Genomic DNA, 21551 nt, shown 5'->3' with positions numbered 1-21551 from the left:
GAGCTTGCTCGCGAACCGCCCGACCGAAGACCCGCCGGGAAATCTGTTCGCGAGCAAGCTCGCTCCTACAGGTGAAGTCTCGTTCTGTGCCAAGAAAATGAAAATATTTTCCATTCAGCACTGCAAGGTTTGCATGACCGTTTCGTCGTAGGCAGGAACGCGAAAAATTCTCAATACGCGACCCTGTCCACACAAGAACGGATTTCACCCGCATGCATTACCGTCCGTCCCCGCTGCACCGCGCGATTCTGCTCGCTTCCATGCTCGGCGCCGCCGCGCCCGTCGTCCACGCCGCGAACGCTGCCGCCGTCGAGCTGCATATCGCCCCGCGCAGCCTGGACAGCGCGTTGACCCAGTTCGCCGACCAGGCCGGGCTGCACCTGCTATTCAACTCCGAGGACATCCAGGGCCTGCAGAGCGAAGGGCTGGACGGCACCTACACCACCGAAGAGGCGCTCAATCAGCTGCTCTCCGGCAGTGGCGTGAGCTGGCGCTTCACCGACGAGCGCACCGTGCTGCTCAAGCGCGAGAAGGACGATTCCGCCGCCCTGAGCCTGGCACCAATGCAGATCAGCGTGGCGGCGCGCACGCCCACCGACATCAGCTCGATTCCCGGTACCGTCTGGGTAGTCGATCAGACTCAGCTGCGCGAGCAATTGGACACCGGCGTGAGCCTGAAGGAGGCCGTGGGAAAGCTGGTTCCCGGTCTTGATCTGGCGCCCGAGGGCCGCACCAACTACGGCCAGAACATGCGCGGGCGCAACGTGCTGGTGATGATCGACGGTGTCAGCCAGAACAGCTCGCGTGGCCTGTCGCGCCAGTTCGACAGCATCTCGCCGTTCAACGTCGAGCGCATCGAAGTGCTCTCCGGCGCCAGCGCCATCTACGGTGGCGGCGCCACCGGCGGCATCATCAACATCATCACCAAGAAGGGCGCGGCCGGTGATGCGCGCTTCGAGACGCAGCTGGGCGCCACCAGCGGCTTCAATAACAGCGATGACCTGTCGACCCGCGCCGCGCAGTCCATCAGCGGCGGCAACGACCGTGTCGTGGGCCGCCTGGGCGTCTCGGCAGAGAAGAACGAAGCCTTCTACGACGGCGGCGGCAACCAGATCTTCATCGACAACACCCAGACCGACCTGCAGTACAACCGCACCGTCGACGTCATGGGCAACCTCACCGCGCAGTTCACCGACGAGCAGAGCCTCGACCTGCTGGCGCAGTATTACGACTCGGGCAACGACGGCAGTACCGGCATCTACTTTCCCAACCTGAAGTACCAGGCCCCGTCGAACCTGGAAGATGCGGAAATCCGCAGCGGCCTGGACACCGATCTCGAGCCGCGCTCGCGTCGTGTGCTGCTCAATGCCAACTACCACCACAGCAACCTGCTGGAGCAGGACTTCTACCTGCAGGCGTACTACCGCAAGGAAGACGACAACTTCTACCCCTTCCCCTACTACAACACCGGCAAGCCGACCGGCTCCAAGGGCGTGTACTTCGCCGGCTCGCAGCAGAACTTCGAGGTCAGCGGCCTGAAGGGCCTGTTCAGCAAGCAGTGGGATGCATTCAAGCTCACCTATGGCGTGGACTTCGACCACGAGCGCTTCAACGCCGAGCAGAAGGTCTTCGACCAGCGCCTGTCCTCCGAGAGTGGCGGCCTGGACCTGGAAACCGCCAGCAGCGCGCCGCGCTACCCGAGCTACATCGTCGATGGCCTGTCCTTCTACGGCCAGCTGGACTGGAAGGCCACCGACAACCTGACCATTTCCGGTGGCGCACGCCACCAGAAGATGGACGTCGAGGTGGACGACTTCAAAGGCGTGCCCGGCGGCAGCAACGACTACCAGGTCAACCTGTTCAACCTCGGGGCGATCTACGACTTCAAGAACGGCCATCAGCTGTGGACCAACTACAGCGAAGGCTTCGACCTGCCCGACCCGGCCAAGTACTACGGCAAGGCAGGGCTGTCGGTGGACGACAACCCGCTGGCCGGCATCAAGAGCCGCCAGGTCGAGACCGGCTGGCGCTACAGCGACATGCAGTGGCAGGCGCAGGCGGCGGTGTATTACATCTGGTCGGACAAGATCATCACCACCGACATGGCGACCCTGACCATCGACGTGGAAGACCAGAAGAGCCGCGATTTCGGCTTCGAGGGCGCGGTCACCCGCTACTTCGACAACGGCTGGCAGGGCGGCACCACGCTGCACCTGGTGCGCTCGGAAGAAGAAGATGCCGATGGCGACTGGATCAAGCGCGATGCGCGCTACGCGTCGCTGTCCAAGTCCACCACCTTCGTCGGCTGGGGTGATGGCGAGCGCAGTGCGCGCCTGCAGGCCCAGCACGCGTTCAACCTGAAGGACGATGCGGACCATGAGATCGACGGCTACACCACGTTTGACCTGATGGGCGAGCAGAAGACCGGCTTCGGTACCTTCAGCGCCGGTATCCAGAACCTGCTGGACAAGCAGTACAGCACCGTCTGGGGCCAGCGTGCCGCGCTGTTCTATTCGCCGACCTACGGGCCGGCCTATCTCTACGACTACCAGGGTCGAGGCCGTACCTTCACGCTGGGCTGGAGCCTGGAATATTGAGTGTCTGAAAGCGCTCTACCTGAAAAGACTCAGGCCACCTTTCCGGTGGCCTGATCGAGGGTTTCCACTATGCCGCCGCTGAGGCTTCGGCAGTGGCACAAGAGCACTTCGCCGAGTAGCTGCAAGGAGGGCGTGGCGAAGTAGTCCAGCAGCGCCTCCTCGTCTTTCCAGCTGCCCTGCAGCAGCCATGGCTGGTCGCTGTCCCGGGCCACCAGTTGGCAACGCAGGCATCCCGGCGCACGGCGGGCGCCGTCGATGAGGTTGTCGATCAAGGCCCCCAGTTCCGCTTCGTGCCCCAGCCGGGGATGAATCTGCAGTTCGTGTTCGATGGGTGTTTGCCAGTGCATGTCCTGTCCTCCGCGCTACAGGAAGAGGTCCGAGGTGGCTCCTCGGACGACTGACAGGAAGATTACGGCCACGCCAGGGCCGGGCGTTATCCGGATGCTGCCGTCTTCTTGCCTGATCCTGCGTGACATTCGCCGCCGTCTGAAACCGGGTGTTTCCGGCCTCTGCACCGCCACGGTGCGCGACCCGATGGCGGGATGACTTGTCCATTCCTGCCGATTGCTTGCCTGATCCTCCAGCGGCTGCCTTACTGTCACACGCGCGCATGCGCCGTGGGCGTAAGCTGCGTGCGCCGCCACTGGAGGTCCTGTGCATGTCCCAGTCCGTTCCCGCCTTTGATCCCATCGCCGCCGGCCGCCAGGAGCTGGCCGACATCATCCAGCGCCACTGCCAGGGTGAAGGTCTCTTCGAAACTGCCATTGATTCCCTGCTGGTCGCCCGCGGTGACTGCCCCAACGAAGGCCGCATGCCGACGCTGTACCGTCCGGCCCTGTGCGTGATCGCCCAGGGTTGCAAGGAAGTGCGCCTGGGTAGCGAGGTCTATCGCTACGACGAACTCAACCTGCTGGTGGTGTCGGTGACGCTGCCGGTCTCCGGCCAGGTGATCGAGGCCTCGCCGGACAAGCCCTACCTGTCCATCCGCCTGGACATCGACCCCGGCGAGCTGACCCGGCTGATCGCCGAGGCCGGCCTGGCCGGCACTGCGCCGCGCCCGGCCAGCCGTGGCATCTACCTGCAGCGCCTGGATTGCACCGTACTCGACGCCCTGCTGCGATTGATGCGCCTGCTGGACACCCCGCGCGACATCGAGATGCTGGCGCCGTTGTTCGTCCGCGAAATCCTCTACCGCCTGCTGCGCGGCCCGCAGGGACACCTGTTGCACGACCTGGCGATGACCGACAGCCAGACCCACCGCGTTACCCGTGCCATCGAGTGGCTCAACCGCAACTACGACAAGTCGCTGCGTATCGAGGATCTGGCCCGCGAGGTGAACCTCAGCGTGTCCACCCTGCACCATCGCTTCAAGGAAGTGACCGCGCTGAGCCCGCTGCAATACCAGAAGCAACTGCGCCTGCAGGAAGCCCGTCGCCTGATGCTGTCGGAAGGGCTGGAGGTGGCGGTGGCCGGGCATCGCGTCGGCTACGAGAGCCCGTCGCAGTTCAGCCGCGAGTACAGCCGCCTGTTCGGCGCGCCGCCGCTGCGCGACCTGGCGAGCCTGCGAGGGGCTTTGGGCAGCGAGGCGGTGCCGGCCTGAATTGGTAGGAGCGAGCTTGCTCGCGAACGATTTTGCCGGCAGCTCCGATGCTGGGCGGGTTCGCGAGCAAGCTCGCTCCTACAGGGCGCTGGCTAGTCGGTGGGCATCAACGCTCGTAAAGCTCCAGCGGCAAATCATCCGGATCGGCGAAGAAGGTGAAGCGTTTGCCGGTCAGCTCGTCCTCGCGGATCGGCTCGCAGGCAACGCCGTGGCTTTCCAGGTGGGTCACGGCGCTTGCCAGGTCATCCACGGCGAACGCGAGGTGGCGCAGCCCCTGCGCCTCCGGGTAGGAAGGCCGCGCTGGCGCGCCGGGGAAAGAGAACAGCTCCAGCCGCGCATCGCCCAGTTCCAGGTCGAGCTTCCAGGAGTCGCGGGCGGTACGGTAGGTCTCGGCGACCACCTTCAGGCCCAGCACCTGGGTATAGAAGTGTTTGGAGCGCGGGTAGTCCGAGCAGATCAGGGCGACATGATGGAGGCTGTGCAGCAGGGCCATGGCAGAGGCTTCTCGGACAGGGGGAGCGCTCTATCCTGCCAGCCATGCCCGGCGGGTCAATGCTGGCGCTGTGAAGTCGGTCGCTGACGACGCTGGAGTGATGGCAGTGCGCCTGCTAGCATCCCGCCGCCACCCCCAAAATCACGGTCGACAGGATGTCCCCCGTACGGCCGCACTTGAAAGGACTCAGCATGAAGAAGACCGCCCTGGCCATCGCCATTCCCGTTGTCATCGCGGGCGCCGCCATTGCCGGCGCCTGGTACACCGGTACCCGCGTCGAGCAGGAAGTGAACCGCGGCATCACCGAAGCCAACGAACTGTTCAAGCAGGAAGCCCCCGGCCTGGGCGCCTACCTGACGCTCGTGGACATCCAGCGCGGCCTGTTCTCCAGCTCCGCGCGCTACAACCTGACCTTCACTGGAAAGGATGGCGAGCAGCCGCAGACCCTGGTCTTCACGGATCGCCTCGAGCACGGCCCCTTCCCGGCCTCGCGCCTGGCGGCCGGCAAGCTGGCGCCGGTCATGGCGCAAAGCCATTTCGCCCTGGAGCAGAACGAACTCACCGCCCCCTTGTTCACCGCCTCCGGCGGCAAGGCGCCGCTGTTCGGCGAGCTGACCATCCACTACGACCAGAAACAGGAAGGGGCCGTCGAGACCGCCGCCCTGGAATTCGCCAAGGACAGCGACAAGCTGCGCCTGTCCCCGGCCAAGATCACGTTCAACGTGTCCGGCGACAAGAAGGACGTGAGCGCTGTCGGCAACCTCGCCGAAGTGGACCTGGACTTCACCGACGAGAACACCGGCCAACCGGCGCGCGTACAACTGCGTGACCTGGGCATGCAAGGCGACAAGAAGGAAAACGCCAACGGCTTCGCCCTGGGCCCCAGCTCCGCCACTATCAAGAGCCTGAACATCAAGTCGCCGGGCGCTCCTGAAGTTGAGCTGCGCGACGCCGTGGTCGAGGAAACCCTCAAGCAGGGCGGCAAGGGCCTGGACCAGAGCGTCTCCTACCGCGTCGGCAAGGTCGTGGTGCAGGGCCAGGAAATCGGCGGCGTGAAGCTGGACCTGAGCCTGCGCAACCTCGACGAAGGCGTGCTCAAGACCTTCAAGGAGTCCTACAACAAGATGGCGCTGGACAGCCTGGAAAGCACCGAGCTGACCCCGGCGCAGGAAGAGGAACTCAAACGCCTCGGCCTGGCGCTGCTGGAAGGCTCGCCGGTGCTGTCGCTGGACGAGCTGTCCCTGCAGACCAGCCACGGCGTGGCCAAGGCTTCGCTGTCGGTCGACCTGCGCAAGCCCAATGCCGCCGCAGCAACGCCTGACGAGATGGCTCGCAGCATCCTGGCCGCGCTCAAGGCCGACCTGAAGGTGGACAAGGCGGTGATCGGTGACATCGTTGCCCTGCAGGGCTCGCTGGGTGGCGAGGCTGCCGGCAGCGTCGATCCAGTGGCGCTCAAGCAGCAGTCCGATGCCATGACCGACCTGTTCAGCGGCATGGCGCTGAACTCGCAGTGGGCCGTTCTGGACGGCAATGCGCTGAGCAGCTCGCTGGCCTACGCCAACGACCAGGTGAAGTTCAACGGCAAGGACATGAGCGTGCCGGAATTCATGGCCTTCGCCATGGGCTCGGCGCAGGGTCTCGGCCTGGGCGGCGCGGCTGCCGGTGGCGAAGAGGAGCCGCAGGAAGAGAGCGTGGAATAAGCCTCGCCAGAAACGAAAAAAGCCCGGCATCTGCCGGGCTTTTTCATGCTTCCTGTAGGAGCGAGCGTGCTCGCGAACAGTTATTGCCGGTAGCTCCGATGCTGGGCCGGTTCGCGAGCAAGCTCGCTCCTACAGAAAAGCGATCCGGCGTCGCCGCTATCAGCGAGCGTTACGCACGCCTTCGGCCAGTTGGCGGCACAGGCCAAGCACGCCCTGCACCGCATCGGCGGAGCTGGTGGCTTCGGCGATCTTGTCGATCAGCGCCGAGCCCACCACCACGCCATCGGCCAGGCGGGCGATGCTTGCGGCGTGTTCGGCGGTGCGGATGCCGAAGCCGATGGACACCGGCAGGTCGGTGTGGCGACGCAGGCGTGCCACGGCTTCCTCGACGTGCTCCAGGGTGGCGGCGCCCGCGCCGGTCACGCCGGCCACCGAGACGTAATAGACGAAGCCGGAGCTGCCCTCGAGCACGGTGGGCAGGCGCTTGTCGTCGGTGGTCGGAGTGGTCAGGCGGATGAAGTCGATGCCCGCGGCCTGGGCCGGGTGGCAGAGGTCTTCGTTGTGCTCCGGCGGCAGGTCCACGACGATCAGGCCGTCGACGCCGGCTTCTTTCGCGTCGGCGATGAACTTGTCCACACCGTAGTAGTGGATCGGGTTGAAGTAACCCATCAGCACCAGCGGAGTAGTGGTGTTGCCGGCGCGGAATTCGCGGACCATCTTCAGCGTCTTGGCCAGGTTCTGGCCGTTGCCCAGGGCGCGGATGTTGGCCAGCTGGATCGCCGGGCCGTCGGCCATCGGATCGGTGAAGGGCATGCCCAGCTCGATCACGTCGGCGCCAGCTTCGGGCAGGCCCTTGAGGATGTCCAGCGAGGTCGAGTAGCCCGGATCGCCAGCGGTGATGAAAGTCACCAGGGCGGCGCGGTTCTGTTCCTTGAGTTCGGCGAAGCGGGTCTGCAGGCGGCTCATGCTTGCGGCTCCTGTTGCATGTGGTGCATGACGGTCTGCATGTCCTTGTCGCCACGACCGGACAGGTTCACCACCATGATGTGGTCCTTGGGCAGGTTCGGCGCGCGCTTGAAGACCTCGGCCAGCGCGTGGGAGGACTCCAGCGCGGGGATGATGCCCTCCAGGCGGCAGCACTGGTGGAAGGCGTCGAGGGCTTCGTGGTCGGTGATCGAGGTGTACTCGACGCGGCCGATGTCATGCAGCCACGCGTGTTCCGGACCGATGCCGGGGTAGTCCAGGCCAGCGGAGATGGAGTGCGCGTCGATGATCTGGCCGTCTTCATCCTGCAGCAGGAAGGTACGGTTGCCGTGCAGCACGCCCGGCACGCCGCCGTTCAGGCTGGCCGCGTGCTTGCCGGTCTCGATGCCGTGGCCGGCAGCTTCGACGCCGATGATCTTGACGCTGGTGTCGTCGAGGAACGGGTGGAACAGGCCCATGGCGTTGGAGCCGCCGCCGATGCAGGCGACCAGCGAATCGGGCAGACGCCCTTCCTTCTCGGCCAGTTGCTCGCGGGTTTCCTTGCCGATCACCGCCTGGAAGTCGCGGACCATTGCCGGGTACGGGTGCGGGCCGGCCACGGTGCCGATCAGGTAGAAGGTGCTGTCGACGTTGGTCACCCAGTCGCGCAGGGCTTCGTTCATCGCGTCCTTGAGGGTGCCGGTGCCGGCGGTAACCGGGATCACCTCGGCGCCCAGCAGCTTCATGCGGAACACGTTGGCCTGCTGGCGATCGATGTCGGTGGTGCCCATGTAGATCACGCACTGCAGGCCGAATCGCGCGGCCACGGTGGCGGTAGCCACGCCATGCATGCCGGCGCCGGTCTCGGCGATGATGCGTTGCTTGCCCATGCGCTTGGCCAGGAGGATCTGGCCGATGCAGTTGTTGATCTTGTGCGCGCCGGTGTGGTTCAGCTCTTCGCGCTTGAGGTAGATCTTCGCGCCGCCGCAGTGCTCGGTCAGGCGCTCGGCGAAGTACAGCGGGCTCGGGCGGCCGACGTAGTCGCGCTGGAAGTAGGCGAGTTCCTTGAGGAATTCCGGATCGTCCTTGGCCTTCTCGTACTCGCGGGCCAGGTCGTGGATCAGCGGCATCAGGGTCTCGGCGACGTACTGGCCGCCGAAGCTGCCGAACAGGCCCTTGGCGTCTGGACCGGTGCGCAGTGTGGACATGGGATCACTCCTGGATCGTGTCTCTTTCCGAGACAGTGTGCCTGGGCTCCCCCTCTCCCCAGTCCTGGCTACGCGCCCCGCTCCGAAGGGAGAGGGAGCCGTATGTGCCGGCTGATACCGAGGTTTCAACCTGCACCGAACAATCCCCTCTCCCGCTTGCGGGAGAGGGTTAGGGAGAGGGGCTCTGGTCATGCAGGAGCGGGCCATGGCGGCGCGGCTCCTACGAATGTTGCTCAGGATACGGCTGTGTGATGACGGGGAAAAGCGATAAGATCGCCATGACATGTCAGAAAAACTCACAGGTTGAATGCCATGAGCCGCGACCTTCCGCCCCTCAATGCCCTGCGCGCCTTCGAAGCCGCTGCCCGCCTGCGCGGCGTGAGCGCAGCGGCAGATGAGCTGAGTGTCACCCACGGGGCGATCAGCCGGCAGGTCCGCCTGTTGGAGGAAGAGCTGGGCGTTGCGCTGTTCGTCAAGGAAGGGCGCGGCGTAAAACTCACCGATGCCGGGGTTCGCCTGAGCGAGGTGTCCAGTGATTCCTTCGAGCGCCTGCGCAGTGTCTGCGCCGAGCTGCGGCGCCAGGCCGGGGGCGATGCGCCCTTTGTCCTCGGCTGCCCGGGCAGCCTGCTGGCGCGCTGGTTCATTCCGCGTCTTGATCGCCTGAATCGCGACCTTCCGGACCTGCGCCTGCAGCTTTCCGCCAGTGACGGCGACCTCGATCCGCGTCGTGGCGGCCTCGACGCCACCTTGTGTTTCGCCGCACCGCCGTGGCCGGCGGACATGCGGGTGCTTGAGCTGGCGGTGGAAAGCATCGGCCCGGTGCTCAGTCCGCGCTCGCCGCGCTTCGAGCAGTTGCGCGCGGCTCCGGCCGAAGCGCTGCTGGGCGAACCCCTGCTGCACACCGTCTCGCGCCCGCAGGCGTGGCCGGAGTGGGCGGCGCGCCACGCGCTTGACTCATCGCGGCTGAAGTTGGGCCAGGGCTTCGAGCACCTCTATTACCTGCTGGAAGCCGCCGTGGCCGGACTCGGCGTGGCCATCGCCCCGCAGCAGCTGGTGGCCGACGACCTCGCCGCCGGCCGCCTTGCCGCGCCCTGGGGTTTCGTCGAAACCACCGCACGGCTGGCACTGTGGGTCCCCGAGCGCCGCGCCGATCCGCGCGCCGAGCGCCTGGCGCAGTGGCTGCAGGTCGAGTTCAACGGTCCGGCCTAAAGTCTGAACCCGTGCGTTTGCCCTGGGTCCACCCCTCTACTACTGTCCATTGAGGCGCTGGCAATCTGCCTGCGCGGCCCCGCGAATGAGGAGAGCCGTCATGTCCAATCACCACACCTACAAGAAGATCGAGCTGGTCGGCTCCTCGCGCACCAGTATCGAGGACGCGATCAACAACGCCCTGGCGGAAGCGGCGAAGAGCATCGATTTCCTGGAGTGGTTCGAGGTGGTGGATACCCGCGGGCACATCGAGAACGGCGCGGTGGGGCACTACCAGGTGACCATCAAGGTCGGTTTCCGCATCGCCAATAGCTAGATCGAAGCGCTCGAACATTTGATGTCACGCGGCTTTTTTGTCACGCGTCTGGGCCATGCTGGCCGGGCGCGTGGATGTGCGTACCGGGGTAGCCCGGTTTTCCGGCCCGTTCGGGCCTTTTCTGTGTAGGACGAGGGAGCGTTACCGATGAAGAAGTTCATGATCGCTGTGGGGGTCTTCGCCCTGGCTGGCAACGTCTTTGCCGCCGGCAAGCCGTGCGAAGAGCTGAAGTCGGAAATCGAGGCGAAGATCAAGGCCAAGGGCGTCGCCTCATTCAACCTGGAGGTCGTCGACAAAGGCAGCGCGGGCGGCAAGCAAGTCGTCGGCACCTGCGAAGGCGGCACCAAGGAAATCGTTTATTCCAAGTAAGCCCCTGGACGTGAATCGAGGCCGGGCTCCGCGAGGGGCCCGGCCTTTTTCATGCACCGACGTTGTGTAGGAGCGAGCTTGCTCGCGAACGGGATGGCACCGTGCCGTGCAGGTTCGCGAGCAAGCTCGCTCCTACAAAGGACAGTGCGAAAAGCTGAACCCTGCGCGCGTCGCCGCCTCGAACGTCCTGACTGCAATCCACGCGGAGGACGCGACATGAAGAAATCGGCATCGGCCCACTGGCAGGGTGGCCTGAAGGACGGCAAGGGCACGATCTCCACCGAAAGCGGCGCGCTCAAGTCGCAACCCTACGGCTTCAACACCCGTTTCGAAGGCGCGCCGGGCACCAACCCGGAAGAACTGATCGGCGCGGCCCACGCGGGCTGCTTCTCCATGGCTCTGTCGATGATGCTTGGCGAGGCTGGCCTTACTGCTGACAGCATCGACACCCAGGCTGAAGTCAGCCTTGAGAAACTCACCGACGGCTTCGCCATCACCGCCGTGCACCTGACGTTGAAGGCCAAGGTGCCGGGCACCGACGCGCAGACCTTCCAGGCCATCGCCGACAAGGCCAAGGCTGGCTGCCCGGTCTCGCGGGTGCTCAACGCACGCATCACCCTCGACGCCAGCCTCGAATGAGCCCGCGCGGCACTCTGTCCGGCGATGGAGGTCCACCGTTAGGATAGGGTGCCCCACCGTGGGGCTTTGACGAGGGAATGTGATGACGACGAAGAAGTGGGCCGTGGCGACCGGCGTGGCGCTGCTGCTGGCGAGCGGCGCGAGCTGGGCGGCGGTGAAGCCGTGCGAAGAGCTCAAGGCCGAGATCGAAACCAAGATCCAGGCCGCCGGGGTGACCTCCTACACCCTGGAAATCGTGGACAAGGCCGAGGTGAAGGACCCGAACATGGTGGTCGGCACCTGCGACAACGGCAAGCGGCGAATCATCTACCAGAAGAACGACAGCTGAGTTTCCCTCCCCGCGCCGGGCTTGATTACTGCGTAGGAGCGGACTCCGTCCGCGATCGACATCCGGCGTGTGCGGGCATCATCGCGGACGGAGTCCGCTCCTACGAATGCTCAATCCCCGCAGCTTGTGCTTCAGCCGATCCGGCATGGACTCCGTGCGCCGGACGTACCGGCTGACGCCGAGGCTTCAACCTGCACTGAACAGTCCCCTCTCCCGCTTGCGGGAGAGGGTCAGGGAGAGGGGGCATTGATCTTGTAGGAGCGGACTCCGTCCGCGATCGACATCCGGCGCGTGCAGACATCATCGCGGACGGAGTCCGCTCCTACGAATGCTCAATCCCCGCAGCTTGTGCTTCAGCTGGATCCGGCGTGGACCCCGTGCGCCGGAAGTACCGGCTGACGCCGAGGCTTCAACCTGCACTGAACAGTCCCCTCTCCCGCTTGCGGGAGAGGGTTTGGGAGAGGGGCCGTTGATCTTGTAGGAGCGGACTCCGTCCGCGATCGACATCCGGCGCGTGCGGACATCATCGCGGACGGAGTCCGCTCCTACGACCGTGCAATTGCCGCCGATGCGTTCCAGCTAGAACGGCCCACAGCGCACCGCGCCCTGGAAATCCGTCTTCGCCACCAGAGTGCCGTTGGCGTCCGTCAGCAGTGCCAGGGCGCTGCGTAATTGCGGGCGCAGCTCCAGGCGGTAGCGCTGGCCGGCGGCGAAGTCGTCGTAGGTTACCTTGACCCGGCAGGTCAGCTCCGAGGGGTCGGTCATCTGGCCCATGCCGCCGCCGCTGGAGACTTCGTACTGGAAGCGCACCACCAGGTCGTGGCGCCCCGGCGTCACCTGGTAGAAGCGGCCGTCGGTCACCGACTTGCCGTCCAGGCGCTCGGCCATCAGGGTCTTGCCCGGCGTGGTGTAGAGGTCGACCCAGGCCATCTGCGGGTCGTGGGCGGGCAGCGGGCTGGCGCAGCCGGCGAGCAGGGCGAGGCTCAGGGAAAGCGGGCCAGGCAGGTAGCGCGGAGGCATGTTGGTTCACCGTGGGATGGGCTCATCCCACAGCATACCCCGCTCAGGCCTTGGCGCAGCCCCGTTCGCGACCGCGAGCGATCTCGCCGCCCTGGGCGTCGTAGAGCTTGGCCCAGGGGCGGAAGCCGATGCTGCCGGTCTCCAGGCGGTAGCGCTGGCCGGCGCTGAATTCCTTGTATTGCACCGTCATTTCGCAGTCGCGCCACAGCGCCTCGTCCACCGGGCCGATATCCACAGGTTCTACCTGGAACTGGAAGCGCACGCGCAGTTCGTGGGAGCCCGGGTCGACCTCGAAGTAGCGGGTGCTGGACCATTCCTTGTTGTCCACTTCCATGGCCGCCAGGTCGCTCTGGCTATTGGTATCCAGATCGACCCAGGCGCGGTTCGGGTCCGGCTGGGGCATCAGCATCGAACAGCCGCTCAGGGCGAGCAGGCCGGCAGGTATGAGAAGGGCGCGCATCGGGGGTGGCTCCTGGGTCAAGGGGGGCGGCAGCGAGCGGACCAGGCGCTGTGCTATGTTCCGCGCATGCCCTTCCGCCTTCTTATCCCGACACTCGACCGCCGCCTGTGCCGCTGGGTTCCCTGCCTGGCCATCTGGGCGCTGAGCGGTTGTTCCACCGTGGGTTATTACGGCCAGTTGGCGGACGGCCAGTTGCGCCTGCTTGCCGCCCGCGAGCCGGTGGCTGAAGTGGTCGCCGACCCGACCCGCGACCCTGCGCTGCGCCAGCGCCTGGAACTGTCCCAGGAGGCGCGCGCCTTTGCCAGCGCCGAGCTGGGTCTGCCGGACAACCAGAGCTACCGCCTCTACGCCGACATCCATCGGCCCAACGTGGTGTGGAACGTGTTCGCTACGCCCGAGCTGTCGCTGCAGCCGCTGACCCACTGCTTCCCCATCGCCGGCTGCGTGGCTTATCGCGGCTACTACGGTGACAAGGGCGCGCAGGCCGAGGCGAAGCGCCTGAAGGAGCAGGGGCTGGATGTCTATATTGGCGGCGTGGAGGCCTATTCGACCCTTGGCTGGTTCGACGACCCGATCCTCAGCAGCATGCTGCGCTGGGGCGACCAGCGCCTGGCCGAGACGATCTTCCACGAGCTGGCGCACCAGAAGTTCTATTTGCCCGGTGACACCGCCTTCAACGAGTCCTACGCCTCCTTCGTCGAGGAAGAAGGCGGCCGCCGCTGGCGCGCTGCGCGCAACCTGCCGGATGAATCGCCGCTGCTGGCCGAGCAACGCAAGCGCTTCACCCAACTGGTGCTCGATACCCGCGAGCGCTTGCAGGCGCTGTATGCCAGCCCGCGCAGCGACGCGCAAAAGCGTGCCGGCAAGGCCGCCGAGTTCGAGCGCTTGCGCCGCGACTACGCGCAGATGCGCGATCATGACTGGGGCGGCAAGGCGCCGTTCGACGCCTGGGTCAACGGGCCGATGAACAACGCCAAGCTGTTGCCCTTTGGCCTCTACGACCAGTGGGTGCCTGCCTTTGCGGCGTTGTTCAGGCAGGTGGGCGGGAACTGGCCGGCGTTCTTCGCGCGAGTGGAAAAGCTTGGGGCGTTGCCGCCAGCGGAGCGCAAGGCGGCGTTGGAGAAGCTGAAAGCCGGGGAGTTCGTCAGCTTCCAGTAATGTTTTCGGGGAACCGGTTCGCGCAAGGCCATGACGTGTAGGAGCGAGCTTGCTCGCGAACCGATACCTGACGGCGGCGGCGCGCCTTACGCCCGCTCCACTCCCGGCATCTTCCACACCCCGCCCACCACTTCCTGCTCTGGCCCGTAGATACGCAGGATGACGTTGAACGGCCCCCGCTGCGTCGACGGCAGCCAGTTGGCTTCCTGCGCCTTGCCGGGTGAATCCGCCTGGATGTACAGCGTTACTCCGCCGTCTGCGTCGCGCACGAGGTGGTCGCGGCTGCTCAGGCAGTAGCGCTGGATCGGGTTGTCCACCAACTGGCGGTCCGGCAGATCGTAGAGCGTGATCGACCAGAACTCCTTCGCCGGCGGCAACGCGCCCGGTGCGAAGCGCAGGCGATAGCGCTGGCCGCCCACCAGCGGTTGCTGGCTGCTGTCGCTGCGCGTGCCGAAATAGATCGCCTCCTCCACACTGTTGCCGTAGATGCCGCTGGCCGCCGCCGCGGCGCGGGCCAGGTAGTTGTTGTGCATCGCCGCGCGGGTTCCGAACAGGCCGGCGGATGAGCGTAGCGTGGCGCCTTTCGCCTTCAGTTCCGCTACGCCCTGCTGGATGCCGGCGCCCAGCGCCTGGCGCTGTTCGGGCGACAGTGCGGCCGGGTCGAACCGCAGCCCCGCGCCGATGCCGAGCCGGGCAAAACGCTCGCGCAGCTCGATTTCGCTCGGGTCCACCGGGCAGAAGGCGAGGATCTGGTTCAGGTGCGCGATGAAGGCCGGGCCGAGGTCTCGGGGATATTCCCAGGGCAGCCAATTCACCGCTGGCGCGCCGACCGGCGCCGGACGGCCGGCGAACTCGTGCAGCGGGCGCAGACGGTACTGCTGTTGCAACTCGCGCACGGCGGGCAGGTCGTTGGCATCGCGCAGGCCGGTGCGGCCCAGGATCATGGCGATCTGCGTTTCGCTGCGTAGCACCTGGCGGATGCCCGCGGGTGTACTGCCTTGCCAGTCCGGCCCGGCAATCAGGAAGTCGCCGGCCTCGCGGCCGGTGCTGAGCACGCCGACGTAGCCGAAGTTGAACGTGTATTGGTCCACCAGTTGGTGCACGTAGTAACGGTCCTCGGGCACAGCAGGCACGCTGAGCACCCAGGGCTCGGCGCGCAGGTCGAGCCAGGCCCAGGAGTAGGGCGTGTCGTTGTTGGGCGTGACGATGTCGCGGTTCTTCGGCGTGAACAGTTCGCTGTAGTGGCGGAACACGCCGAAGCCGCCGACATACTCCGGCGATTTCACATCGAGCGCCTGCTTCTGCATCGTCTGGTAGTGCATCAGCATCGGGTAGGCATAGAGCCACGCCTGGCGGACGGTTTCCTGGTCAGTGGATGTCTCGGGCATGGCCGGATCACTCGTCTGGGAAGAGGCCGCGAGCAGCCAGTCGGGAAGCGTCAGGCCGAAGCCGAGCGCACCGCTGGCGCCGATGAGACGGCGGCGGGTCAGGATCGGGTTCATGGCTACTCCTTGCTGGTGATCGCGTTGCTGGCGATGGGCTGGACGGCCGGCGGCTGGTATTCGCCCTTGAGCGCCTTTGCCTGCGGCAGGTACATGCGCAGGATCAGGTTGAACGGCCCCGGCGGTGCCGGCAGCCAGTTGTCGGTGCTGGCCGGCCGGGCATGCTGGATGGTCAGGGTCAGGCCGCCATCGGCGTCTTTCTTCAGGTCGCTGGCGCTATTGATGGCGTAGCGGTTGAGCGGGTTCGCCGCGAGCATCTGGGTCTTGCCGTCGTAGAGCGTGACGGACCAGAAGGCATCCACCGGCGGCAACTGGCCCGCAGCGAAGTGCAGACGATAGGCACGACTGCCGTCGAGCGCCTGTCCGGCGGCGTCGACACGGGTGAGCGGGTACATCGCTTCGGCGGGGTCGTTGGCATAGATGTACTTCCAGGCGACCGCCGCGCGCGTCAGGTCGTCGTTGCCGTAGTGGCCGATGTTGGTCGGCGAGTTCTGCCAGCCATTGACCGGCGCGGCGAAGCGCTCGGTGGCGGCGACGATTTTTTCGCGCCCGGCCTCGGCGCCCTGCTCCACCGCCTGGGCGATGTCCGCCGGCAACTGTGTGGCGTCGAAGGGATTGCCGGTGCCCACGCCGATCTGCGCGAACTGCTTCAAGCGCTCCTGTTCTTCCGGGCTCCAGGCATGCCAGGCGGAGAGGCCGTTGAAGTCGATGAAGACGTTTTCCGCTGGGCCTTCCTTGGTCGGCAGGTACTGCGGCACGTCGATCTTGTGCGGCAGCAGCGTGGGCTTGGTGCTGCGCAGCTTGTAGCCGTCCATCACGGCCTTGGCGGCGTCGAGGTCGGCTTCTCCATCGACCGCAGTGCGGCCGAGCAGGAAGACGATGCGGCTGGGCGAACGGATCACCTTGCCGTTGAAGTCCTCGGGTGTCTTGCCGTCCCAGTCGGGACCGGCGATCAGGAAACTGCCCGCGTCGCGCCCGGTGGCGCGGGTGCCGATGTAGTCGAGGTTGTTGGTACGCATGTCGATCAGCTGGAAGCTGTAGTAGCGCTGCGGAACCGCCGGCACGCTGAGCAGCACCGGATGTTCGCGCAGATCGAGCAGCGCATAGGAGTAGAGCGTGTCGTTGTTCGGCGAGACCACGGTGCGGTCTTCCGGGCCGAGCAGCGTGGTCTTGTTGTACAGGTAGTTCACCGGCAGCTTGGCGGCGATGGCTTGCAGGGTCTTGCCGTGCTCGGCGGTGGCGAAGGCGAACAGGTAGGCCTGCTCGGCCAGGTCGCGGGCCTGTTGCGGCGTCGGCCCGGCGGCCCAGGCGTGGCCGGCGAACAGGGGAAGCAGGGCGAGTGCGGGCAGCCAGTGGCGCATGAGGTCTTCCTCGTTGTTCTTGTTGGCATGTCGCCGGCCAGAGTGCTCCACGGCGCTGCGCTCACAGTTAGCGCCAGCGGACAGAAAACGATCATCGCCGCTGGCGCACTACTCCGCGCGATCCGGGCTATGCAGCGGCAAATCCAGCTGCACCCGTCGCCGCAGCCAGGGACTGGGCCGGTAGCGTGCCTCGCCGTAGCAGGCCTGCAGGCCCTGGAGGATGGTGAGGATGCGCGCCGCGCCGTAGTGCTCGCCGAAGGCCAGCGGGCCCAGGGGATAGCCCAGTGCCAGTTGCACCGCGCGGTCCAGCGTCACTGGCGTAGCGATGCCGCGCAGGGCGATCTCGCAGCCCAGGTTGACGATGCCGGCGACCACCCGCTGGCTGATAAAGCCGGGCGAGTCGTTGATCACTTCCACCGGCACGCCGTCGCTGCCCAGCGCCTGGCGCGCCTGCGCCTCCAGCGCCGGGTCGAGCGCCGGCTGGCGCATCAGCACGCGGCGGCGGTCCAGTTCGGTGAAGGTCTCCAGCGCCAGGCTGCGTTCCGGCGGCAGGCCGAGGGCGTCGATGCGCGTGCTGGCATCCACGCCCAGCGGAGTGACCAGGCAGATGGCGCGCGACGACGGCGCCTCGCCGGTCTCCAGCACCACGCCGCCCAGGGTGAGTATTGCCGCCACGCGGTGGCGCAGCTCCGGGTCCTGGCTGTCGAGCCAATAGGGGCGATTGAGCAGCACGGTTTCGTACTGCTCTTGCGGCTCACGCACCGGCTGGCCGTCGCGGTAGCGGTAGAAGCCCTCGCCGCTCTTGCGCCCCAGCAGGCCGCCGGCGACACGTTGCGCGGCCAGGGGCGACGGAGTGTAGCGTGGGTCCTGGTAGAACTGTTGGTAGAGCGACTCCATCACCGCGTGGGAAACGTCCAGGCCGGTCAGGTCGAGCAGCTCGAAGGGCCCCATGCGAAAGCCCACGCCGTCACGCAGGATGCGGTCGATCTGCGCCGGGCTGGCAATGCCTTCGCCGAGGATGCGCAGCGCTTCGGTGCTGAAGGCGCGGCCGGCGTGGTTGACGATGAAGCCAGGGCTGTCCGGCGACACCGCCGGGTAATGCCCGGCCTGCTCCGCCAGTCGGCTCAGGCGGCGCACGACCGACTCGCTGGTGCGCTGGCCGCGCACCACCTCGACGATGCGCATCAGCGTCACCGGGTTGAAGAAATGGAAGCCGGCGACCCGTTCCGGGCGCTGGCAGCGCGCGGCGATACGGGTGACCGAGAGCGATGAGGTGTTGCTCGCCAGCACGGCATCCGGCGCCACGCGTTTTTCCAGCTCGGCGAGCAGCGCCTGCTTGGCGCCCAGGTCCTCGATGATGGCCTCGACCAGCAGGTCGCAGTCGGCCAGTTCGTCGAGGCTGTGGGTCGGCAGCAGGCGTTGCATCGTCGCGCCGAGTGCGTCAGGGCTGAGCTTGCCCTTGGCCACCGAACGCTCCAGCAGTTCGCGGTTGAAGGCCAGGGCCTGCTCCACGGTCTGCGGGTTGCTGTCGTACAACCGCACCGGCAGGCCGGCACTGGCGAACAGCTGGGCGATGCCGCGGCCCATGGCCCCGGCGCCGATGACGCCGATACGGTGGAAGGACTCGGTCATGCTGCGGCTCTCGTCGTGCGCACCTGCATCAACCATAGACGTTGTGCTCACACGGTGGCCCTTTTCGCCAGCTCCAGATCGCGCAGCTGACGGCGCAGCAGTTTGCCGACACTGGTCTTGGGCAGCTCGTCGAGCACCTCGACGAAGCTCGGCACCTTGTAGCCGGTGAGGTGCTCCCGGCAGTGGGCGATGATCTGCGCTGGCGCCAGGGAATCGTCCTTGAGGCTGACGAACAGCTTCACCGACTCGCCCTTGCGCTCGTCGGGCACGCCGATGGCCACGCACTCGCGCACGCCCGGGTGGCGCATCACTGCGTCCTCCACTTCGTTGGGGAACACGTTGAAACCCGAGACCAGGATCATGTCCTTCTTGCGGTCGACGATCTTGAGCATGCCGTCGGCGTCCAGTTCGGCGATGTCGCCGGTCTTCAGCCAGCCGTCCTCGGTCAATACCTGGGCGCTCTCCTCCGGGCGCTGCCAGTAACCCTGCATGACCTGTGGGCCGCGCAGCCACAATTCGCCGGGCTGGTCGGGGCCGGTGTCGTTGCCCTCCTCGTCCACGGTGCGCAGCTCGGTGTCCACCAGCGCCTGGCCGACGTAGCCCTCACGATACGGGCTGAGCAAGGTACCGGTGGAGACCACCGGGGAAGCCTCGGTCAGGCCGAAGCCTTCGCGCACCGGCGCACCGGTCGCCGCTTCCCAGCGCCGGCCCACTTCGCGGTTCAGCGGCGCACCGCCGGAGGTCACCCACTTCAGGTGGCTGAAGTCGATGGCGGGGAAATCCGGGTGGTTCATCAGGCCGACGAACAGGGTGTTGATCCCGCTCATCAGGGTGAAGGGATAGCGGCGCATGGCGCCGATGATCTCGTCGAGATTGCGCCCATCGCGGATGAATACCGTGTGCAGGCCCATGCCCACCGAGCTCAGCAGGTTCGTCGAGAACGCCATGATGTGGTAGAGCGGTAGCGGCGCGATGCGCACGTCGCTGGCCGGCTCCAGCAGGCCGGGGCGCAGGAACAGTTCCAGGGTCTGCACGACGTTGGCGATCAGGCTGCGGTGGCTGAGCATCGCGCCCTTGGAAACGCCCGTGGTGCCGCCGGTGTATTGCAGCAGCGCGAGGCGATCCAACCCCGGCTCGGTGTCCACAGGTGGCGCGTCGGCGCCCAGGCGCAGGGCCTGCTGGAAGCGCGTGCAGTCGGCTTCGTCACTGTCGAACTGCGGACGTTCGATGTCGTCGATCGAGGTCAGCAGCACCTGCCGCACCTCGCTGTGCGCCTGCACGCCACGCAGCAGCGGCAGCAGGCGGTCGAGCAGGAGCACGGCAATGGCGCCGGAGTCGGCCAACTGGTGGCGCAACTCGCTCGCGGTGTACTGCGGGTTGGTGTTCACCAGTACCACGCCGGCCTTCAGTGCGCCGAAGGTGGCGATGGGGTACTGCAGGGAGTTGGGCAACATCAGCGCCAGGCGCTCGCCTGGTTTCAGGCCGGCGTGGTGGCGCAGGTAGCGGGCGAAGGCGTCGGCTTGGCGCTCGAGTTCGGCGAAGGTGAGATGACTGTCGCCGCAGGAGAAGGCGAGGCGTTCGGGAAACTCGCGACAGGCATCGCGCAGCAGGTCGTGGAGGTTCTGGTAGCCGTGACGGGCGATCTCGCGGGCTACGTGACCGGTCGGTTGAGCGGACATCGACTTCTCCGTTGCTTTTCCGAGCCTGGATCGGCTCTGGCTTCGAATTGTTGTTCTGCACAGCGAAACAGTGTGTCGAAATCGATGGTATGCGATAGGCTAGCTGCGTGCAATGAGCGCACGCGGACCGCTGCGAGGCGAGGGGGCTATCTGCTATCGTTCGCCCGCGCCGCGCGTGGCGCCGCAGAAATGATCCCGCCGAGGCCCCATGAGCGACGAAGTCGAAGACAGCAGCAACCCCAAGGACCGCAAGTACGTCGAGGCCCTCGCCCGCGGCCTGGATGTGCTGCGCGCCTTCACCCACGGCTCGGTGGTGCTCGGCAACCAGGAAATCTCGCGGATCACCGGCCTGCCCAAGGCAACGGTGTCGCGCATGACCTACACCCTGACCCAGCTCGGCTACCTCTGCTACTCGCAGCAGCACGAGAAGTACCAGCTGGATTCCGGCGTGCTGGCGCTGGGTTACGCCTACGTCTCCAACCTGCGCGTCCGCCAGCTGGCCAAGCCGTACATGGATGCCTTCGCTCGCCGCACCAACACCACGGTCGGCCTGACCTGCCGGGACTGGCTGTCGATGATCTACGTGGAAAACTGCCGTCCGCCGGAAGCCACTTCGCTGCGCATGGACGCCGGTGTGCGCCTGCCATTGGCAACCACCGCCGCCGGCCGCGCCTACCTCGCCGCGACCCCGCAGCAGGAGCGCGAGCACCTGCTGTCGGCGCTGCAGGAGCGGCATGAGGGCGACTGGTCCGTGATGCGTGCCTCGCTGGATGCTTCCTTCGAGGAGTATTACGAGCACGGTTTCTGCCTGTCGCTGGGCGACTGGGACCGTAACGTGCGCGCCGCTGGCGTGCCGCTGCGCCTGGCCGATGGTGGCCTGATGGCGCTGACCTGCGGGGCGCCGTCGTTCCAGCTCAGCGAGGAAACCCTGCGCGGGTCGCTGGCCCATGAGCTGGAGATATTGGCGCGGGATATCGAGAGCCTCGGGGCCTGATTTTTTCCGAGCTTTCGTAGGAGCGGAGCTTCTCCGCGATGCTTTTCGTTTGGGTGTTCTGCGTCGCCTCGGCTTGCGCTGATAGTTTTTTTTTCGCCCCCTCGGGCGCCCACTTTGGAGAGACCCAAAGTGGGCAAAGGTCTTGCCCCTCCATCCGGTTTTTCGCTTGGGGCGAAAAATACCCTCGTTGAGTCGGAATTTCAGGGGCACGCGCTGACGGGCCATCCCTGGCCCGACAGCGCTCTCGCGACATCCATGTCGCTCAACCCCTGAAACTCCGCTTCAACGAGGCCTCCTGAAAGGGGCGCTTCGGAGTGCACAGA

Annotated in this window: 20 protein-coding genes; 10 read left to right on the top strand and 10 right to left on the bottom strand. The window is 66.2% G+C overall.

What is annotated here, in order from left to right; all coding sequences use genetic code 11:
- Positions 1–212: 212 nt before the first annotated feature.
- Positions 213–2597, top strand: coding sequence for a TonB-dependent receptor (locus tag AC2T4A_RS04490; protein ID WP_486742805.1), 2385 nt, complete (start codon positions 213–215; stop codon positions 2595–2597).
- Between the two features lie 29 nt (positions 2598–2626).
- On the opposite strand, the gene AC2T4A_RS04485 is transcribed toward AC2T4A_RS04490, so the two are convergent.
- A complete protein-coding gene (locus AC2T4A_RS04485) occupies positions 2627–2944 on the bottom strand; it encodes a putative quinol monooxygenase (RefSeq protein WP_416744070.1) in 318 nt (105 codons plus the stop codon).
- A 311-nt stretch (positions 2945–3255) separates the two neighbouring features.
- On the opposite strand from AC2T4A_RS04485, the gene AC2T4A_RS04480 reads away from it, so the two are divergent.
- Positions 3256–4197: an AraC family transcriptional regulator gene (locus AC2T4A_RS04480; RefSeq protein WP_416744069.1), complete on the top strand. Its 942-nt coding sequence runs from the start codon at positions 3256–3258 to the stop codon at positions 4195–4197.
- 106 nt (positions 4198–4303) lie between these two features.
- On the opposite strand, the gene gloA2 is transcribed toward AC2T4A_RS04480, so the two are convergent.
- Positions 4304–4690 carry an SMU1112c/YaeR family gloxylase I-like metalloprotein gene (gloA2, locus tag AC2T4A_RS04475; RefSeq protein WP_478376909.1) on the bottom strand — a complete coding sequence of 129 codons (387 nt, stop codon included), beginning with the start codon at positions 4688–4690 and terminating at the stop codon, positions 4304–4306.
- A gap of 191 nt (positions 4691–4881) precedes the next feature.
- Between gloA2 and AC2T4A_RS04470 the strand changes: the two genes are divergently transcribed.
- Complete coding sequence (locus AC2T4A_RS04470) at positions 4882–6390, top strand: YdgA family protein (protein WP_416744067.1); 1509 nt, start codon at positions 4882–4884, stop codon at positions 6388–6390.
- A 159-nt stretch (positions 6391–6549) separates the two neighbouring features.
- On the opposite strand, the gene trpA is transcribed toward AC2T4A_RS04470, so the two are convergent.
- Entirely contained in the window at positions 6550–7356 is an 807-nt protein-coding gene (trpA, locus tag AC2T4A_RS04465) for a tryptophan synthase subunit alpha (RefSeq protein WP_416744066.1), read from the bottom strand.
- Complete coding sequence (gene trpB, locus AC2T4A_RS04460; RefSeq protein WP_054907542.1) at positions 7353–8561, bottom strand: tryptophan synthase subunit beta; 1209 nt, start codon at positions 8559–8561, stop codon at positions 7353–7355. Before trpB ends, trpA begins: the two co-directional genes overlap by 4 nt.
- A gap of 312 nt (positions 8562–8873) precedes the next feature.
- On the opposite strand from trpB, the gene AC2T4A_RS04455 reads away from it, so the two are divergent.
- From AC2T4A_RS04455 to AC2T4A_RS04435, 5 genes are all read left to right on the top strand, one after another.
- Positions 8874–9770 (top strand): LysR family transcriptional regulator, encoded by an 897-nt coding sequence (locus AC2T4A_RS04455; RefSeq protein ID WP_486742804.1) that lies wholly within the window; start codon positions 8874–8876, stop codon positions 9768–9770.
- A 100-nt stretch (positions 9771–9870) separates the two neighbouring features.
- Positions 9871–10086: a dodecin gene (locus AC2T4A_RS04450; protein WP_017518905.1), complete on the top strand. Its 216-nt coding sequence runs from the start codon at positions 9871–9873 to the stop codon at positions 10084–10086.
- Positions 10087–10233: 147 nt separating this feature from the next.
- Entirely contained in the window at positions 10234–10455 is a 222-nt protein-coding gene (locus AC2T4A_RS04445; protein ID WP_416744062.1) for a DUF1161 domain-containing protein, read from the top strand.
- 216 nt (positions 10456–10671) lie between these two features.
- Entirely contained in the window at positions 10672–11094 is a 423-nt protein-coding gene (locus AC2T4A_RS04440) for an OsmC family protein (protein ID WP_416744060.1), read from the top strand.
- 82 nt (positions 11095–11176) lie between these two features.
- Complete coding sequence (locus tag AC2T4A_RS04435; RefSeq protein ID WP_416744058.1) at positions 11177–11422, top strand: DUF1161 domain-containing protein; 246 nt, start codon at positions 11177–11179, stop codon at positions 11420–11422.
- A 579-nt stretch (positions 11423–12001) separates the two neighbouring features.
- Here the strand turns inward: AC2T4A_RS04435 and AC2T4A_RS04430 are convergent.
- Together AC2T4A_RS04430 and AC2T4A_RS04425 are read right to left on the bottom strand one after the other, a co-directional pair.
- Entirely contained in the window at positions 12002–12442 is a 441-nt protein-coding gene (locus AC2T4A_RS04430) for a PA0061/PA0062 family lipoprotein (RefSeq protein ID WP_486742803.1), read from the bottom strand.
- Positions 12443–12485: 43 nt separating this feature from the next.
- Positions 12486–12902 (bottom strand): PA0061/PA0062 family lipoprotein, encoded by a 417-nt coding sequence (locus AC2T4A_RS04425; protein WP_017517676.1) that lies wholly within the window; start codon positions 12900–12902, stop codon positions 12486–12488.
- A gap of 66 nt (positions 12903–12968) precedes the next feature.
- Here AC2T4A_RS04425 and AC2T4A_RS04420 point away from each other — a divergent pair, with 66 nt between their 5' ends.
- Positions 12969–14060 carry an aminopeptidase gene (locus AC2T4A_RS04420; protein WP_416744054.1) on the top strand — a complete coding sequence of 364 codons (1092 nt, stop codon included), beginning with the start codon at positions 12969–12971 and terminating at the stop codon, positions 14058–14060.
- Between the two features lie 86 nt (positions 14061–14146).
- On the opposite strand, the gene AC2T4A_RS04415 is transcribed toward AC2T4A_RS04420, so the two are convergent.
- From AC2T4A_RS04415 to AC2T4A_RS04400, 4 genes are all read right to left on the bottom strand, one after another.
- Positions 14147–15562: a DUF1254 domain-containing protein gene (locus tag AC2T4A_RS04415; protein WP_486742802.1), complete on the bottom strand. Its 1416-nt coding sequence runs from the start codon at positions 15560–15562 to the stop codon at positions 14147–14149.
- A gap of 2 nt (positions 15563–15564) precedes the next feature.
- The gene (locus tag AC2T4A_RS04410; protein WP_486742801.1) at positions 15565–16923 is read right to left on the bottom strand and encodes a DUF1254 domain-containing protein; all 1359 of its coding nucleotides are present in this window, start codon (positions 16921–16923) and stop codon (positions 15565–15567) included.
- A 108-nt stretch (positions 16924–17031) separates the two neighbouring features.
- A complete protein-coding gene (locus tag AC2T4A_RS04405) occupies positions 17032–18555 on the bottom strand; it encodes a 3-hydroxyacyl-CoA dehydrogenase (protein WP_486742800.1) in 1524 nt (507 codons plus the stop codon).
- Positions 18556–18602: 47 nt separating this feature from the next.
- Positions 18603–20234, bottom strand: coding sequence for an AMP-binding protein (locus AC2T4A_RS04400; protein WP_486742799.1), 1632 nt, complete (start codon positions 20232–20234; stop codon positions 18603–18605).
- Between the two features lie 208 nt (positions 20235–20442).
- On the opposite strand from AC2T4A_RS04400, the gene AC2T4A_RS04395 reads away from it, so the two are divergent.
- Positions 20443–21228, top strand: a complete 786-nt coding sequence (locus AC2T4A_RS04395) for an IclR family transcriptional regulator (protein WP_416744047.1) — start codon at positions 20443–20445, stop codon at positions 21226–21228.
- The last annotated feature ends 323 nt before the right edge of the window (positions 21229–21551 follow it).

The organism is Pseudomonas sp. PVC-3-1 (genome assembly GCF_057444315.1).
The sequence above is the reverse complement of the archived record's forward strand: the minus strand, read 5'-3'. Positions and strand labels throughout refer to the sequence as shown.